The organism is Rhizobium sp. 'Codium 1', from assembly GCF_020889605.1.
Lineage (GTDB): Bacteria > Pseudomonadota > Alphaproteobacteria > Rhizobiales > Rhizobiaceae > Allorhizobium > Allorhizobium algae.
In genome coordinates this window covers 122426-140104 of record NZ_JAJGPW010000006.1, presented here as the reverse complement: position 1 = coordinate 140104, position 17679 = coordinate 122426, and the positions used below count along the sequence as shown (strand labels likewise).

Below are 17679 nucleotides of genomic sequence, written 5' to 3'. Positions count from 1 at the left end.
ATGAAAATCTGGTCATTGGGGTGAATTGGGTCGGTCGGCTAGCCTTGAGCTAAGCCGTTTGGCCAGTGAGGTGTAACATTCCTTCGGGCTGTCAGCCGTAAGGGCGGTGGCGCGGGATAAGGAAGACCGGATTCCAATCGGTTGGGCGCTCGTTCTGCGCGCGACCGGTGCTCCATTCAGAAAAGGCGAGACATCGACCTTGCCCCCGCCTGGCGATCTTCGCAGACGCCTGTCGATTCGGAATCTTTGCGCAATCAGCTTGCTGTCCGAAAGGAGTATCTGAACTGGATATCTACCAATTTCGGACAGGTCCGGTGGTAGAAGTGGCCGATCACGGGCCTGTTTAAATGTTGTATGGCCCGGCTCTTTGTTCCGCCGCACAAGATTTGACAGAATGTCAGGGTGATCTTGGCTTTTCAGCCAGCGCTGGCGCCATGGAACATTATCTCAGACGTCATCTTAACCTAAACGGGTAATCACATTGGCAGAATTCAGAATGAATATGATTACCCCGAGAAGTAATTGTGTTAATAAAGTGTTAGTTCGTGAGGTGCGGACATGTGAGCAAGCTGATGCGGTTCGATGATCAACTTAACCTAGGCCAAGCAATGGCGCAGGAACATCGGAAATCCGGTGCTCGACCCAGTCGCGCCGTTCTGCGCCACTTTCCTGCAGGCACCACGATCTTCGACGTCGAGAGCCCTCTGTCACGTGTCTTGTTCATTGAGAACGGCTGGACGATATCGAGCAAGACGATGTTGAACGGTACTCGCATCGTGACCGACTTCTTCCTGCATGGAGATGTTCTTTCGTCGGCCTCAACGAGTATGTCGCATGAGACGGTCCATGCCGTCTCCGACGTCAACTGCTATGAATTCCAAGGCCATATGGCTGGTTCCGGCGGCGATGGTGGATCGCAACTGCCGCTGATCATGACAATCGAACTGATGAAGCGCCACGCGCGTATCGCAGAACGCCTCGCCAGCATCGGGCGGCGCGATGCTTTTGGTCGCACCGGGCACTTGCTGCTGGAGCTCGCCATTCGTGCCGGCAATTCCGCGCGGCCCGGGCTGGATGGGTTCGAATGCCCGTTGAAGCAATCGGAGATCGGCGACGCCCTTGGCCTTTCGACCGTTCACGTCAATCGCGTCCTCAAGGAGATGCGTCTGGGCGGACTGCTCTCTTTCCGCAACGGAATCGTCGAGTTTCTGAATCGGCGAAAACTGATCGAAATGGTCGATTTCGATCCAAGCTATCTTGCTGATGGTAGCGAGACCGCGGGCTTCCAGGACATCCATCAGTCTTGATTGCCGATTCCCAAGGCCTCAATTTGGACCAAGAATCGGCATTATTCGGCCTAAAGGCTGTCCAAAATCCGCCCTGATCGACCATAAATGGGTGAATTATGGCTTCTTTGGGGGCGACTTAACGTAGGTTAATGCACTCCTAATAAATCCGTGAAACTTTACCCCTGTAATCTTAGGAAATTTAGACATGACAGTGTGGGCTCCTTTCGGGGCGGGGTTTTTTTGACTTCGAGACGCCGTGCGGCTCGGAAAATCAGAGTGAGGGGTATGAAATGGGTACCTATGCGTCGACCTCAACGAATAACAATAAGGTCACAAAGGCCGACATCGATTACATAAGTTCGCTGACGGGCAGCCAGGAGGGCGAGGGCAAGTCAGGCGAGTATATTCTCATTCTCGACAGCCGAGTGCTGGATCGCGAGTGTCTCTCTCGCAGTCTTTCGGGCTATGACCCGACAATGCAGATTGCTGCGGTCGGGACTGTCGAGGAATGGCGCAAGCGCCAGTTTCCTGCCGATCCGTCGGCCATCCTGCTCGTCCTGGCGGGCACCAATTCCTCCGAGACGGTTGCGTCCGAAAAGATCGAAACCGTGACAGCAGCCTTCAAGCTGAGCCCGGTCATCGTGATCGCCGACTCAGACGATCTCGGAGACATCCTGAAGGCGATCGATTGCGGTGCACGCGGCTATATCCCAACGAGCGTGAACATCAGCGTGGCGGCAGAGGCGATCTCGCTTGCCCGTGCGGGCGGGGTCTTCATTCCCGCAAGCAGCCTTCTTGCCAACCGCGAGGCGCTGAACTCGGTGGTCAAGGGATCAAGCTATCTGCATGAAGGTTTCACTCCACGCGAAATCGAAGTCGCCGAGTCCCTGCGTCGCGGCAAGGCGAACAAGATCATCGCCTATGAAATGAACCTCTGCGAAAGCACGGTGAAAGTGCATATCCGCAACATCATGAAGAAGCTGAATGTTACCAACCGCACGCAAGTTGCCTTCAAACTGAAGTAGCTGACGCCACAAAAAATGTCCCCTCGTCGCTGACGGAGAAGCGGTCAGCGGAGATCAGATATCGGAGCCCGCCACCCTTGAGGATGTCGGGCTCTTTTTCATTTGGTCAGCCTTCCTCCCGATCAGGTCCGCTACCAGCATCAGAACACGAGTTTAAGCACCAGGGGATGGTCGCTCACGCCAAGTTCGATTTGCGATGTGTCTGTCCATGTCTCAATTGGCGTGCTGCCCTTGATGGCATCGTATAGTTCCACCTGCTTCGCCTTCTCGAGGAAGGTGACCTGAACCTTGCTCTCGCCCACCAGGGCTTCCCCCCAGATGACCAGCTGGAAGGCGCCGTCACTGTGCTGTAGCAGCAGGTCATGGACTGTCGCAGGTTGCGGGCTGATCTCGTAATCGAGTCGGTCCGGTGCTTCCCGGCGACCGGAATCGGCAAGGATTCGGGTGAGATTGCGCAGGTAGTTGGCCGCCAGCCTCGGGGTGAAGTCCGGCCGGAAGAAGCCATAGGTCTGGGCTCCCTGCTCGTCCGTGCGGTCACGCAGGATATAGACCGAGGTGTAGCTGTATCCTCGCGAGAATTGAGACAGGTAGAGGTTGACCAGATTGACACCCTGCAGGGCTTCATCCACCGCACCCTTGATTGCCACACCCGTCTCGGTCGTCACGCGGGGGAGGTCTGCCAGGGCCGCTTCAGGGTATCCCTTGTGCCGATTGGCCCATGTCCTGCCGAAGTTGCCAAAGAGGCCATCGACCGATGTGGCACTCGTGGGATCGGCTGCATCCCAGCTCTTGTTATCTGCCGGGTCCGGCACATTCGGGTGATAAAGGTAATTGTGGACGTTTGCGTAGTCGGCAAACCGGGTGCCTGACGGCATCAAGGTACCTGCATTTTCAGGGATCTCCAGAAATTGCAGGCCGGCATTGTCCGTCTGGGCGCCCGGTTCGGAAACCGACCATACCGGGTAGTCGGCCAGTACGGGGTCGCTTTTGACGGCGCGGTAGAGATCGGCATGGAGTTCGGCCACCGGCAGCCAGGATGCCCGACCACCGCCCTCACGCCCCTTGTAGGTGACTGGCCAGTTGTTCGGCTCGTTGTTGCCCTCGAAGGCGAGGAGAGCGCCGGCCTCGGCCAGGATTCGTCCGGTCGACAGCAGGCGATCGAGGTCGCCAATTCCACTACCAAGCCCCCAACTGATCTTTACGCCCGCTTCCTTGTGCAGACGCAAGAAACTGTCGATCTTCAGGGGGCCGTCCTCGCTCAGACCTTCAATTCCGCCGCGGAGCCACCGAAAGCCGCCGAAGCGGAGCATTTCAAGCGTTTTCTCATAAGGCTGTCCGCGGTCCTCGAAGGTGGAGACCACCCCGATGCTGTCCAAGAAGGTGGCGGTGGGCCGGGCCAGGACTTCTGCGGCTGCCGCAGGCATCGTGGGCGTCCCGCCAATCGTCAGAATGACACCCGCCGCCAGCTTGGCGACCGTCCGGAGATATCCGGGCTTCGTGTCTCTTGCATTCGTCATCCGGTGCTCTCCTCGCTCGCAGATCCGCCAGCCGGGCCAGCCGCCCCGACGTCTCGACCTACGTCCTCTGGCTAGACTGGCGCATCGACATGGCGGGAAGGCGATAGCGCTGTCTGGTCGGCGCGCCAGTCGCAAACCACGCGTCGAATGGCCTCCGGATCTGTACCACGTCGCGGCAAGGGCAGATAATTGGCTATTCGGTCCCGAATCGAGCGCAGGCGATACGCCAAACGTCTGGGCAGAGAGACCTTTCGGACGAAATGTCTGAGAGATGGATAGGCTTTCAAGGCCTGATCGTAGACGACGGTCTCTCGGCGCGAGCATGGGAAGTATACCCCATCCCAAGGCTTGGGATGGGATGCGAAGTGAATGATTGTCGGGTATTCCTCGGCGAGGTGGAGAAACTGTCTCGGGAAGTTCCACCGGTTGGACATGAAGATCGTGGCGTCACCCGCGACAGTGTTCAGCGCGCCCTGATCATGAAGATGGCCCCCGTGTTCGCTGAAATACTGAAAGGCCGCAGGGCCGATCCAGTCTGTGGGATCGAATTTCAGGACACCGGAATTGAAATAGCTCTGTGGTTTTCCCGTGCGGGCGGCCTCCATGATGGACATGTAGTCCAATGCGGCAAGAACCTTGCCCCTGGGGACTTCCACCTCCTCCAGCGCGGCGAGGTCACCGACAATCTGCGTGTCACTGTCGATATAGATGACCTGGCGATAGTGCTCGGGAAGCAGATCGGAAAGGAGGAGGCGGCCCATTGCCGCGATGCTGATGCGAGCCCCGAATTCCCGCCGGTCAACTTTGTCGAATCTTCCGGCCAGGAACTGCGAGCAATCGAGCAAGATGATGCCGCATGACTTGCAGAAGTCTTCCGCTTCGTCCCTGTGGCTGAAGCGCTCTGTCAATACGATGACGACGTCTGTCGACGAGGAAGCCGCATCTCTGGCCTGGCGTGCCGAGACAGCTGTGGGGAAGAAATAGTTTTCGTCAGTCACATAGACAATGCACTGGATATTCAAGTCGAAATCCCTTTGTCCACCTCATCCAAAAGTACAGGCTATCAAGCGCCCCGGCAATGACCGATAGGAGAGTTTTCCCGTCAGGCGGGCCGTGTTAAGCAGAACAACAGCCACCGTGCGGCTTCACTTCAGACGGGTCTCACGGGCAGCAGCCCGGATGGGTCATGTCATATTCGTTCGGGCGGCCAAGTTTGTTCCATTCTTGCTTCGGGTGAGCTCGATGTCAGTCAGTCATGTCGATCTCCAGACGTCCAATACAAAGCTTCGGGTCTTTATTCATCTCGCGGAAAACAAGGATGCCGGTCGCTGGAAAGCGGGCTTTGCGGACGGAAGTCTTGTCGGGATCAATGACGACACGCCCTATGGTTATGGGCGGGCGAACGCGCTCGGCTGCACCGTGTCATTTTCAAAGGCTCACCGCGAGACGCTTGCTGGCAAGATGCTCCGCTATGGCCTCAGGTTGCTGCTGGGGTTTGACTTTGTGCATGCCTGGCGCCAGCGGCATGAATTCGAGAATGCAGACGTCATCTGGACCCATACGGAATCCCAGTATCTGGCTGTCGCAGCCGTGGCGAGGCTCAGGGGCATCCGAACGAAGATCATCGGGCAGACGGTTTGGCTCTTCGATTCCTGGAACATGCTCTCCGCGCCGAAGCGGTACCTGTATTCCTTCCTGATCAAGCGGGTCGACGTCCTGACCTTCCTATCGCCTGCCAATATGCAGGTTGCAAACACGTTGTTTCCCGATTCCGATCTGCGTCTCGTTTCCTTCGGGATCCCGGCGGAGACGACGGTCGCGCCAAAGGTGCGCCACCAGAAGCCGATGAAAATCCTGGCGATTGGCAATGACAGGCATCGGGACTGGAGGACGCTGGTCGACGTGGTGAGAGGGCAGCCTGATTTTGCACTGACCATCCTGTCCGGTACCGTGCCCAGGCGGCTGGTCGCGGGCATTCCCAATGTCGAAGTCCGCTTGGCGAAATCGACCCGGGAACTGACCGACGGGTTCGACGCTGCCAGCGTCGTCTGCGTCCCCTTGCAGGAAAACCTGCATGCCAGCGGGATCACGGCCATCGAGGAAGCGGTTCTTGCCGGTGTTCCGGTCATCGCCTCGGATACCGGCGGATTGCGGCACTATTTCTCCGACAAGGAGATCATCTACGTTTCTCCGGGCGATAGATCTGCCTTGCTGGAAGCGCTGCTTCATGTTCGTGATTGCCCCGAAGAGGCTTGCAAGATGGCGGTCCGCGCGCAGGGACGCATGGGGCCCGGCGGGCTGGGGGCAGACGAGTACATTCACAACCATGTCCGGATCAGCCACGATATCCTGCGCGAGGGGGCGGAGTTGCAAACGGCGACAGCCGCAGTGCAAACTGTGAAGACACTGGCGTGATCGTCGGACGGGTATTCCTGCCGGAGATCATTCTCTGCCGCAATCGAGGGGGCGTGGATGGGTGTTGAGCCTATCGGCATAGTGACACTGCTGGTCGGCGTGTTCTGCCTCCTGCGGGGTAGCGGTCCGACGGTCATCGCCTTCTCCATCTTTCCGGTGCTCGGCGGTGCCGCAGCGCTTCTACTCGGCTCGACCGGTATCCAGCCAGGCCACCTCTTTCTCGGTCTCCTTCTGCTCTCGACGCTGATGCTGCACGGCAATCCGAGTTCAACGGTCGATCGTGCCCTTCGGTCCCAGCCATTCGCCTGGCTGGTCTTGCTGGTGCTCTATGGCGTACTCGCCGGCTACTTTGCTCCGCGCCTGTTGCAGGATACGATGACCATCGTGCCGCTCGGTCCACAGGCTGGCGCCGGCATCAATGGCACCATTCCTCTCGGCCCGGTCAGCGGCAATTTCACCCAGGCGGTCTATCTCTTCGCGGACCTCGTGACCTTCACTCTGATCCTGGCGGTTGCTTCGACACCAAAGGGTTTCCGGCATGTGGCGATCGGATTGATGGGCTTCGGTGCGGCCAATGTATTTTTCGGGATCGCGGATCTGATCAGCCCCGGTACGCCTATCGAGGGTCTCTTCGCCTATATTCGGAATGCCTCCTACACGTTTCATGCGGACGAACTGGTGGCCGGCATGCGACGCATCATCGGCTCGTGGCCGGAGGCGTCGGCCTTTGCCGGCGCCAGCATGGCGGTGATCGGCTATTGCGGGACATTGTGGATTTGTGGTCGGCACAACAAGGTCAGCGGGTTTCTATTCATCGCATCCTGCATCCTGATCGTTCGCTCCACATCGTCTGGTGGGATCGCGGGCCTGCCGGTCTGTCTGGCCATACTCTATGCCACAAGCCTCTTCCGATGCGGTGGTCCCACCGGGACGCGGGCCAGCCTTGCGGTGGTCCTGGCTTTCCCGATTGCGGCACTGCTCTTCATTTTCGTGCTGGTCCTGAGCCGTGACGTCTATCAGCTGGTCTATAATTTCATCGATGTGATCATCCTCAGCAAACCGACGTCCCTGTCGGCTCTCGAGCGGGGAAGCTGGAACGCGTCCGGGATTTCAAATTTCTTCGATTCCTATGGTCTGGGGGTCGGCCTGGGCACGGTCAGAACCTCGTCCTTTGCCGTCGCCTTGCTGTCGAATGTCGGCGTGCCGGGAACGCTGTTCTTCCTGCTGTTCCTGCTGACCGGGATTCTTATGCCGCGCGGGACGCCGCGAACATATGAGGCCGATGTCGGGCTCGCGGCTCGAAATGGGTGTCTTTGCCTGATCGTTGGCGCGCTGATTTCCGGCTCAACCGTGGACCTTGGGCTGGTCTTCTTCATCATGGCGGGACTGCGAAGTGCGGTTCCTCACGGTGTCAGGGGCCCGGCAGCCGAGCCGGCCTGACGGTCCGAACCGCAGAGACCACTGGTCTGCGCTCCGAGTTCGATTTCTTTTCCTCCAACCCAGACCTGCCGATGGGTCGGACGAGCGACATTGTCCGCCGCGTTCGCCTTTTCGGCCGAGGATCGGCGGCGGATCTACCCCTATCGGCCTAACCGTTGCCTGCCTGGATCAATTGCTTCCCAGCAGTTTGGAAGGCAGCCTATGGGTATCGAAAGGACAGGGAATGTCGCTGTATTCAGACAATTTTGCCCAGCGTGATGCTGAGCTCGTGGCGCCGCCGGAGATCTCGCGGTGGAGCCTGAAACGCGTGTTCGACATTGTCTTCTCGCTGCTGGCAGCGCTGTTCCTGTTGCCTGCTCTGGTGGTCATCGCAATCGCCCTGCTGCTCATCGATGGCCGACCGATCATTTTCCGCCACAAGAGAATTGGTCGCGGTGGGCGGTCGTTTTCCTGCCTGAAATTTCGCAGCATGCGCAAAGATGCCGACAAGGTTCTGGCCGAACTCCTGGAGACCGATGCGGAGCGGCGGCAGGAATGGGAAAACAGTCAGAAGCTCAAGAACGACCCCCGCATCCATTGGCTCGGCAAGCTGCTGAGGATCACGAGTTTTGACGAATTGCCGCAGCTTTTCAATATCCTCGCAGGGGACATGAGCATCGTTGGACCGCGTCCGATCGTTGCTGACGAACTTGACCGATACGGTCCGAACCTGAACTGCTATCTCGCCATGACGCCCGGCCTCACCGGGCTCTGGCAGGTCTCGCGGCGGCCGGACACGTCCTACGAGGAACGTATTCAGTTCGATGTCGAATACTACAAATCATGTTCGATGCGCACGGATCTGTCGATCATCATGAAGACGATCATCGTCGTTCTCTTCGCTCGAAACGACCGTTGAAACCGCGGTCAGAGTGCCCAGTAGGCGACAGCCACCCAAAAGCTCAGGCAAAAGAGAAGGACGAGCCATCTGAGTTGAAGTCTCAAAGCAATCTCGCTCATTGATGTGCCTCTCGCCAGCGCCGTGACTTGAAGAATCCTTGGGCCGGTTACGAGAGCGCCTGAACCGTCCGGGCTTCCTTTAAAACCTGAATTACACCGCAGAATGGTTAACAAAATCTAAAGTCATCCCCGATCCTCAACGCCGCGAGAGGGAACCCGAAACGCATTTCCACTCAGCACAACGTAGAAGATGAATAAGGCAGGAATGCCGATGGCAGGAATATTCGCAAAGGCTTGCACGTGGCTTACCCGAGATGGCCTTCTCGGGCGATGGAGGCGTGATGGCCAGACCATGTTCAGCAGCGCCATGTGGACGTTCACCGCCAAAGTGGTCATGCAGGTCAGCCAACTTGCGACCTTCATCATTGCGGCGAGGGTGCTGAACTCGGCCGAATTCGGGCTCTTCTCCTACACAGCTGCCCTGGTTACCCTGCTTGTCGTCGTGGCGGAGGGCGGTTGGCGGGAATTCGTCATGAAGACGACGCATGAAGCCGGGCGGCTCGATCAGATTGCCACCGTGGCCCTGATTGCGGGCATGGGGGCAACCGTCGTCGGTCTCAGCGCGGCAGCAATCCTTGATATTCAGTTCGATCTCAAAGCCGAGGCCTGGCTCGTCGTCATTTTCAGTTTCTGGTTGCTGCCGACGCCGTTTTCGTCCGTCTGTGAGGGCATGCTGATTGCGGACGCGCGGCTGAAGGAACTCAGCATCATTCGTATTGCGGCTGAATGCTGCGCAATGATCGTCGCCATCTACGGTCTGCTCCATGGCTGGAATATCTATGCCCTGGCGGCTGGAAAGCTCGTAAGCCAGGTGGTCGGTATGGTCGCATCGCTGGCTGTTCTGAAATGGCTTCCTGCGCTCAAGATCAAGCTTGTCTTCCTTCGCGAACTCTTCGAGTTTTCAAAACATATCACCTACAATCGGGCTCTCGTTCTCATCCGGGCCTATTCGGGCACGCTGGTCGTCGGTAGCGTGCTTGGCCTTGCGGATGCTGGCTATTACCGTGCGGCAGAACGCATCGTTTCCGCTTTCTCCGATATTGTCGCAGAGCCGGCACGGCAGATCGCCTGGAGCTCGTTCCGGAAAGTTGCGATGACCGATGGCGGTGTTGCTTCCGGAGGAAAAGGTGCGTCCCCCGCACTTGGCCGCAAGGCGACCGGTTTCGTCATCCTGCTTATGATGATCTCGGCTCCGATCTACCTCGGCCTCGCCCTGATGTCCGGCACGCTGGTTGACATCTTGCTCGGCGCCGGATGGGCTCCGGCAGCGATCCTGGTCAGCCTGCTTTCCATCAAGCAGATCCTGCTCGTCCCTGGTTATGTGACCGAGCCTTTGCTGTCGCTTGGCGACGCCATCCGCAAGGTTCCGACGGCGATCCTCGTCAACAGTCTGGTCGCTGTGGGGCTCATCCTCGTCTTCTCGCCGCTGGGCGTGGTGGCCGCAGCCGCCGGGCAGTTGATTGCGGCTGTCTTCTCCTTCCTCGTTTCCGCCTGGCTGCAGAGCCGATACGGAGCCGTCCAGTGGCGCAGCGTCCTGAGAGGCTGCCTGCTACCCCTTTTGGGATCGGTTGCGATGGCCTGTGTCGTCGTTTTGCTGGGCAAGGTGGGAACGCATTCGATCGAGGGTGGTCTGCCTTTCAATATCCTGCAGATGCTGGCCGGTTGTCTCGCCTATGGCGCCACGATCGCTCTGCTCTACAAGATCTCGCGCAGGTTTTTGCCTGCTGGAACGACAAACTGGGGTGACGGCATTGAGCATGTTGCAAACAGAGTATGAAGGAATGGGGCGCTGCGTGGCCCTCGTCAAAAGGATTGCCCGCACCGTGTTTCGCAACCTTGAATCCGCGCTTGGTCAGGCTGTGAAGCCGGCAAGGGCACTTGGCGGCAGGCTGCGTTATCTGTCGCCACTGCCCCGCCGATTTACAGGCGCATATCGCTCGTTCGAGGAAGCGAATGCTGCTGCCCACAAGGCCGGCAGGCTTGCCGGCTACAATCATCAGGAGGTAGCACCGGTCTCCTTCGACGAAATGTGCAAGGTCGCTCCGTGGGACTATCCGGTGCTTTTCTGGCTGGCTCGGCTGCGCGACGAAGCCGAGGGGCTCGTGGATGCCGGTGGACATATGGGCACCAAGTTTCGCGCCTTTCGTGGGCTCCTCGGTCTGTCAGACAGCTACCCGTGGGTGATCTATGAATTGCCCGAGATCGCCGAAGCCGGGCGTCGCCGCGCGGCGCAGGAGGGGATAACGCAGCTGCGCTTCATCGACGATCTGTCGGCAGCCCCCGCGCTTCCGGTGTTCCTCGGATCCGGTCTGATGCAATATCTGGACCGACCGCTGTCGAGCCTTCTCTCGGACCTTCCCCGACTGCCTCCTCATCTGCTGCTGAACAAGGTGTCCTTCCGTCGGGACGGCAAACCTGTCGTCACGCTCGAGCGCATCGGAAATGCCTATGTGCCCTATCAGATGCGCGACGAAGCAAGCTTCGTGCAGGATCTTCAGAGGCTCGGCTATGAGCAGGTCGATCGCTGGTCCATTCCGGCGCTGTCGCATCTCATCGACACGCATCCGGAGATCGGAGCAAGTGAAAGTGCCGGTTTTTATTTCAGGCTGACACCTCGTGGGACTTGAATGCCGCGGGCTCACGGAATTGGTAATATCCGCGGCTGCAGATAGACGCTGGTGCCGCGTTCGTTGCTTCGGTCGAAGCAAGGCTGCGCCTATCCTCAGTCAATGCCTTGGATGTTCTGGGGTGACAATCGTCCTCTGAGGAAATCGCTGATCGCAAGGAGGTTTCCTTTCAGCCTTCCCAGCCGATCGACCCATGGTTCCGGACGCCAGACTCGGATCGCGTTAGAGGCGAGGTTCCTCGTCATCTGAGTGAGCGCGTGACGCCAGGTCATCGACCGCTTGCCGACGAGGTAAATCGGGTTGGCGATCTGCGAATATCCGAGGCGCAGGCCGGACATTCGGCCGGTCTTGGTTCCCAGATGCACGCCGAGCAGGTGGGGGGAAACCACGACGCGGCCGAAGCGGGAGACAACGCGGCTGAAGTCGACGTCCTCAAGCCAGCCATAGAAGGGCAATTTCTCGTCGAAGCGCAGCCTGCAGATATGCACCGTCGACATGCGGACGGCCATGTTGCATCCGTAGCCGCTATAGGTCTCGCGTATGGAAAGGTTTTCAGCGGGCGTATGCGCATCGCGCAAGAGCGCCAGCCCCTCATCGACAGGAATTCCCGGACCTGTCGCGCCATCGGCAAGCACAGTCCCGGTCGTGACATCGACATCTGGATTTCGCAAGAACAGGCTCTCCAGCTCGGCAATGTAGGTGGGTGCGAGCAGAAAGTCGTCGTCGAGGAAGAGGATGATGTCAGCGTTTGGAACCGCGTCGATGATGGCGTTGCGTTGGCGGCAGAGGCCAGGTTCCGACTTTATGAACTGGACAGGGAAGGGCAGGTTGGCCAATGCCGCCATATCGACATCGTCAGATGCAGGTGCGCAGATCAACAGTTGATCCGGTTTTCTGTTCTGGCGCGCCAGATCGGGAATGACGGCGGAAACGATCTCCCGACGTCCGGAACTCGGTATGCCGACGACTATGGTCAATGCGGGAAAGAGCGTTGCATTGTTGAGTGGAGGCAGCGACCTGGGCTTCATCGTTTGCACATTTATCCCAACATTCCCCTGAAGGAGGATCGACGTCCCGAGCCTGAACTGCTGCGGTTCGAGATTACGCCGAGCAACGAGATCCGCGAGCGGCCGAAGGATTTGAGCGCGTCTGCCAGACGTTCGATGGTCAGTTTCCGGCTGTTGCCGATCACCAGGATGATGCCATCGACATGTGAGCAGATCGCCCGAGCGTCAGCCGATTCCTCGAAGCCGGACATGTCGACGATGATCAGCTTGTATTGCGTTCTCAGCTTCGCCAGGGCCTCCTTGAGAGCGGACAGGTGCCCGTAGCGATAAGGAGCGACGGCCATGCGGCGTGTCTGCTCCACCGTCAACAAGGGAACCGGAACGGCGCTCTCTTCGGAGCCATAGTCGGGATCGTGATCGATCACGACCCTTTCCGGATGGCGCGGCGAACGAGGGAGCCGCGATACTGTAGCGCCCTCCGACTGCTCGCCCAGCATTGTGGCTGCGATCGGCTTGATCGCAAAGTCCGGCGCTGCATTGTAGGCCAGCCGGGTCAACCTCGCCGAAACGAAGTCCGCATCGACCAAAAGGACCGATTGCTCCTCATTCTGGAAGAGCTGTGCGAGATTGGTGGCAATCGTCGTCTTTCCTTCACCGCTGCCGACGGAGGTGACGCCGACGACCATCGAGCCGTCCGCCGGTATCAGAGAGTCGAGCGAGTTCTTCACGCCTCGCAAAGCCTCCGAGAAGGGCGAATATGGCGTGTCCAGAACCGCTCTGAGCGGCAATAGGGTTGCCGGGAGGTTTTCCGTGTCGACGCCTGCTCGGCCATTCTGCCGGTAGATCGGAACATGCCCCAGCGATGCGAGGCCGAGTTCCCGCTGGAGGCGTTCTCCCGACCCTGCACGCCGATCCAGCACGTGACGGCTGACGGCCGCGAGCAGGCCGAAGGACATGCCCAGAACCATTGAAAAGGGCAGGAGTACGGAGGGTTTCGGCCAGGTGCGGCTCAGCGGCTCGGTTGCCGGCGTGACGATGCGGGCCTTTCCGAGCGGGAAGGACTGGGTCTGAAAGGCGCCGACAAACTGTTGCAGTATGCTCTCGTATATCTGCCGGTAGGTGCTTGCGCGGCTTTCGATCTCGGCCAGCTCGACGCGTGCGATGTTCTTGTCCGCCCCCTGGCGGTTGGCACTGGCAAACTGCTGCTCGGCCAACGCCTCCCTGCTTCTGGCGATTTCGAGGTTCGAGCGATACAGCGCCTCGACCTGACGCAGTTCGTCGACGAGGCTGGACTGGATCCTGGCAATGTCGGCCGCCGCCGCCGTGATGGCCGGATTTCCAGCGCTGTAGCGTTCCTTCAGCCCGGCGAGGCGCGTTTCCGCGAGGCGCATTTCCTCGCGCAACTTCATCAGCTGTTGATTGTCCACGAGTTCCGGCAGGCTTGCATCGGTCGAGTCGTTCTGGATCATGCTGGTGAGCGTCGACAGTTTCGCCGAAGCATCTGCCGTTGCGGCTCGTGCAGCCAACATCTGGCTGCTGACCTCGGAGAGCTGTTGCTGATCAAGCGTCGTGGCGTTCGCCATGGCAGTGATGTCGTGCTGGTTCCGATACTCCTCGGCGGCAAGTGCCGCTTCGCGTGCCTTTCGGCCGACCTCCATGAGGCGCCCTTCCAGCCAGAGCGCGCCTTGTTTGGCAGCGGCGGCACGATCGTTCATGCCATTGCGGATATAGGCTTCGGCAAGAGCATTGGCGGTCACCGCCGCCTTCTCGGGATTTCCTGATCGATAGCCGATTTCAAGAACATAGGATTGGCCGACGCGGCGCACCGACACACGTGACAGAAAACCCTCCATGGTTCGCCGCATGCGTTCCTCGTCCGTTTGCGGCGTCTCATCGGGCCCACTGCCGCCAGAGACGAAATCGATGGCCAATGCCAGATTCCGACGGAAGGATCCGTACAAGGACGAGGTGCTGACGATCTCCGGGTCATTCAGGAGACCCAGTCTGTCAATGACGTCGGCGGCAATTGCCTCCGACTTGACGATCTCCACCTGGCTGGCGATTTCCGCCGACTCGATGATAACCGTGCCGGTGGTCGCGTCCTGGGACAGAATGCGGCTCTGCTCCGGGTCGATGACGAGACGCGCATGGGCCTCGTAGCTGGATGGAGTCTTCGCGATGTAGATGACGCCGAGCAAAAGCCCAACTACGGTCGACAGCGCCATAAGCCGCGCGTTGCGACGCAGGAAGTTGACCAGGTCGCGGAACGATACGGCCTCCGATCTCAACGCTTCCGACCTGTCGGGGGCGGGAAGGCCGTCGATCGTTGCAAGCTCGTGGACTGCCATCTGCTCTATCCTTTCCAAGGCTCAGGATCCGGCGATCATTGTGAGGGCTGTGCGAGGATTGCCGGGGGCGAGGCGCTGGCAACGGTGGCTGCGGATATATCGTAGCGCACGTCGAGCACGTCTCCCGGCGCCAGTTCCGCCGACTCCGGCAGCCTCACGGCGATGCCGTCTCCGCCCGCCCGGGTCACCCAGTATTCGAGGGCCTGCGTATTTGCCGCTACGCGTGCCGCGTCGCGGGAGACGGCAGCACCTGCGGCTTGCAGCAGGGCGATCACCGTGTTGCGCTTCAGTTTCGTGTCTTCGAATTCGGCGACGATCTCCTGGAGTTCGCGGCCGGCTTCGGTGCGCTGTTGGCCCTTGAGGGCAATCGCATCGCGTTCGGTTTCGCTCAGCTTCTGTCTGGCACGCATGGCGGCAATCACGAGGTCCAGCTTGGCGCTGCTCAGATCCGCCACGACCCGCTCGAGGGCGGTCTCGCGCGACTTGGCGAGCGTGCCTGAATTCACGAGGGATGAAATGCTCGCTAGTTCATCCTCGGCGATTGCGATCTGGCGATCCTGAACCGCCGTCTTTTCGTTCAAAACGTTGACTTCGTTCTGGAGCTGAACCTGCAGCTCGGAGAGCGAGGTCAGTTGGCGTTTCAGCGCCTCCGCCCTTGCGACGAAGAGGTCGGTCTCGCTCTGGACGAAGATCTTCCCGGCACTTCCGTCTCGTGCGTGGGCGAGTTCCGGCGGGAATTCGATCCGGGTGCGCTCCGCCAGTTCCGCCTCAAGACGGGCCCGTCTTGCCATGAGCTGATTGAGCTTCAGATCGTAGCTGTTGAGCTCACCGGCATATCGCAACTGCTCGAGTTCGCGGGAACCATTGGCATCCGTGCGTCGCTCTCGCCCGCCGGCCATGGCGACGGCCTGGGTCACAGTGAGGCCGGGCCGATATTCGAGTTCCCCGGCCCGCTCTACGGCGCCTGATACATAGAACATCGGGTAGCGAACGACTTCGACAGATGCTGCCGGAGGTTCGGCCAATCCGGTCTTTTGTTTGAGAAGCGCGCTGATCTTGCCCGCAACCTGGCTGGGGGTTTCGTTCTCCACGGAGAACTCCCCGAGCAGGGGGATCGCGATGGTGCTGGACGGAGAGACCACATATTGTCCGTTGAGCGGGGTCCATTCCTTGTACTCCCCGGTAGACGCGATCCACTCCACGATGGTTACCCGCAACTGGGTCAGCGGCGTCAACGGTACCTCGGCTGCGATGCTTGCCTCTACGGACAGGCAGAACACGCCTGCAACGGCAAGCCCCAACATTCTCGAGGATGGCCTTCCGGGCCTCGATGGCATGGCGGTGAATGGTTTCGGCATGGTGCGGTCCCGTCATTGTCGTACCGGTGCCAACGGGGTTCATCCCGGGGCTGAGGTCTTCCAGCTCCCATCATCGCGGCTTGCCCGCACGAGTAAATTCTCTGCGGTTCGTCACGACCTAGTCACTTTTGGTAGGAGCGACTAAGTCCCCACTCCAAATGGATGAGGCACGACGCCTACATCTCCCCTGAGGCTGCTTCCTTCGGCCGAGAATTCTCCCCGATCTCGAAGGGATTGTTCCCTTGGCTGACCTTAGGGCGTTCTTCGCGTAGGGGCGGCCACCTGCCTAAGGTGCGATGCTCAACTGACGGGAATTACAAGCATGCGGGTAGCGATCGTCCATTACTGGCTGGTGTCGATGCGCGGCGGCGAGAAAGTCGTCGAGGCGCTGTGCGACATGTATCCCGAGGCAGATATCTTCACGCTGGTTTGCGACCACGATAAGATCTCCAACAAGCTTAGGGGACACAGGATCTTCACATCCTTCCTTCAGCGTATTCCGGGGGCAAAGAAGCGGTACCAGTCGATGCTGCCGCTGATGCCCTTTGCGCTCGAGGCGTTCGATCTCAGCGGATACGACCTGATCCTGTCGAGCGAATCCGGACCGGCCAAGGGGATCATCCCCCCGCCTCAGGCGGTACACATTTGCTATTGCCATTCGCCGATGCGTTACATCTGGGATCATTATCATCTGTATCGGTGCAATGCCGGGTTTGTCGCGAGGATAATGATGCCACTGGTCGCGCCTTTGATGCGCGCCTGGGATGCGAATTCGAGCCTGAGGGTGGATCACTTCGTCGCCAATTCCCACCATGTCGCCAGCCGTATCGCAAAATACTATCGCCGCTCTTCCGTGGTGCTTCACCCACCCGTCGCCGTCGCCGAATTCGCACCAGTGGCAAGTGTTGACGACTTCTATCTCTGTGCCGGCCAGATCGTGCCCTACAAGCGTGTCGACCTCGCCGTCCGCACCTTCACGAAGCTCAAGCGGAACCTTGTGGTGGTCGGAGATGGCGACAGCCAGGATATCGCGGCGCTCAAGCGGATCGCCGGACCGACGATCCGGTTCACAGGTCCGGTATCTTTCACAGAGCTCAAGGACTATCTCGCCCGCTGCCGCGCGCTGATTTTCCCAGGCGAGGAAGATTTTGGCATCGTGCCGGTCGAGGCCATGGCGAGCGGACGACCCGTGATCGCCTATGGCCGGGGCGGCGCCCTCGATACGATCGTGCCGGGCCACACGGGCGTGTTGTTCAAGGAACAGACGGTGGAGTCCCTGACCGATTCCATCGAGCTCTTCGAGACCATGGAACACAGCTTCTACCCCGAACTCATCCAGCTTCACGCGGCCCAGTTCAGCGTTGCGAACTTCAAGGCCGGAATGAAACGGATCATCGACCAGGCGCTTTCGGAGCGCCATACGGTCGTCGACGTGAAACCATATGCGACGTCGCTCGCCCCCGTCTTCGAAGGTGTGAGCCACGCGCCCCTGCACTGAGCGCGATTGTCGGGGCGACGGCGTTCGGTGTCTTCCGCCCATAAGGGCAATCGGATGTTACCCCTTTCTGATGTGGCTTCACCGAAAGTGCCGAATAGGACTCGAGCGAAGCAGCCCATAGGCTGCAAAATCGGAGGCTTGGCCGGCATTCTCGCT

Annotated in this window: 13 protein-coding genes; 8 read left to right on the top strand and 5 right to left on the bottom strand. The window is 59.4% G+C overall.

Annotated elements, in window-relative coordinates:
- The first annotated feature begins 560 nt into the window (after positions 1-560).
- On the top strand, positions 561-1307 hold the full coding sequence (locus LJE98_RS15570) for a Crp/Fnr family transcriptional regulator (RefSeq protein WP_229576136.1): 747 nt from the start codon (positions 561-563) through the stop codon (positions 1305-1307).
- A gap of 272 nt (positions 1308-1579) precedes the next feature.
- A complete protein-coding gene (locus tag LJE98_RS15565; RefSeq protein WP_229576135.1) occupies positions 1580-2314 on the top strand; it encodes a response regulator transcription factor in 735 nt (244 codons plus the stop codon).
- A 140-nt stretch (positions 2315-2454) separates the two neighbouring features.
- Here the strand turns inward: LJE98_RS15565 and LJE98_RS15560 are convergent, their stop codons facing one another.
- Complete coding sequence (locus LJE98_RS15560; protein ID WP_229576134.1) at positions 2455-3831, bottom strand: glycosyl hydrolase; 1377 nt, start codon at positions 3829-3831, stop codon at positions 2455-2457.
- 71 nt (positions 3832-3902) lie between these two features.
- Positions 3903-4853 carry a glycosyltransferase family 8 protein gene (locus tag LJE98_RS15555; protein ID WP_229576133.1) on the bottom strand — a complete coding sequence of 317 codons (951 nt, stop codon included), beginning with the start codon at positions 4851-4853 and terminating at the stop codon, positions 3903-3905.
- Positions 4854-5073: 220 nt separating this feature from the next.
- Between LJE98_RS15555 and LJE98_RS15550 the strand changes: the two genes are divergently transcribed.
- The 5 genes from LJE98_RS15550 (at position 5074) to LJE98_RS15530 (ending at position 11312) form a co-directional block, all read left to right on the top strand.
- A complete protein-coding gene (locus LJE98_RS15550; RefSeq protein WP_229576132.1) occupies positions 5074-6246 on the top strand; it encodes a glycosyltransferase in 1173 nt (390 codons plus the stop codon).
- Between the two features lie 57 nt (positions 6247-6303).
- Positions 6304-7686, top strand: a complete 1383-nt coding sequence (locus LJE98_RS15545; RefSeq protein ID WP_229576131.1) for a hypothetical protein — start codon at positions 6304-6306, stop codon at positions 7684-7686.
- A gap of 223 nt (positions 7687-7909) precedes the next feature.
- On the top strand, positions 7910-8584 hold the full coding sequence (locus LJE98_RS15540; protein ID WP_229576130.1) for a sugar transferase: 675 nt from the start codon (positions 7910-7912) through the stop codon (positions 8582-8584).
- 393 nt (positions 8585-8977) lie between these two features.
- Positions 8978-10462 (top strand): oligosaccharide flippase family protein, encoded by a 1485-nt coding sequence (locus LJE98_RS15535; protein WP_229576129.1) that lies wholly within the window; start codon positions 8978-8980, stop codon positions 10460-10462.
- Between the two features lie 16 nt (positions 10463-10478).
- Positions 10479-11312: a methyltransferase, TIGR04325 family gene (locus LJE98_RS15530; RefSeq protein ID WP_229576128.1), complete on the top strand. Its 834-nt coding sequence runs from the start codon at positions 10479-10481 to the stop codon at positions 11310-11312.
- A gap of 95 nt (positions 11313-11407) precedes the next feature.
- Here LJE98_RS15530 and LJE98_RS15525 read toward each other — a convergent pair whose 3' ends face one another.
- From LJE98_RS15525 to LJE98_RS15515, 3 genes are read right to left on the bottom strand one after another with little or no spacing between them, the layout of a single operon-like run.
- Positions 11408-12340 (bottom strand): glycosyltransferase family 2 protein, encoded by a 933-nt coding sequence (locus LJE98_RS15525; RefSeq protein WP_229576127.1) that lies wholly within the window; start codon positions 12338-12340, stop codon positions 11408-11410.
- 11 nt (positions 12341-12351) lie between these two features.
- Positions 12352-14667, bottom strand: a complete 2316-nt coding sequence (locus tag LJE98_RS15520; protein ID WP_229576126.1) for an exopolysaccharide transport family protein — start codon at positions 14665-14667, stop codon at positions 12352-12354.
- Between the two features lie 35 nt (positions 14668-14702).
- The gene (locus tag LJE98_RS15515; protein ID WP_229576125.1) at positions 14703-15971 is read right to left on the bottom strand and encodes a polysaccharide biosynthesis/export family protein; all 1269 of its coding nucleotides are present in this window, start codon (positions 15969-15971) and stop codon (positions 14703-14705) included.
- A gap of 376 nt (positions 15972-16347) precedes the next feature.
- Here LJE98_RS15515 and LJE98_RS15510 point away from each other — a divergent pair, with 376 nt between their 5' ends.
- Positions 16348-17523, top strand: coding sequence for a glycosyltransferase (locus LJE98_RS15510; RefSeq protein WP_229576124.1), 1176 nt, complete (start codon positions 16348-16350; stop codon positions 17521-17523).
- Positions 17524-17679 lie beyond the last annotated feature (156 nt).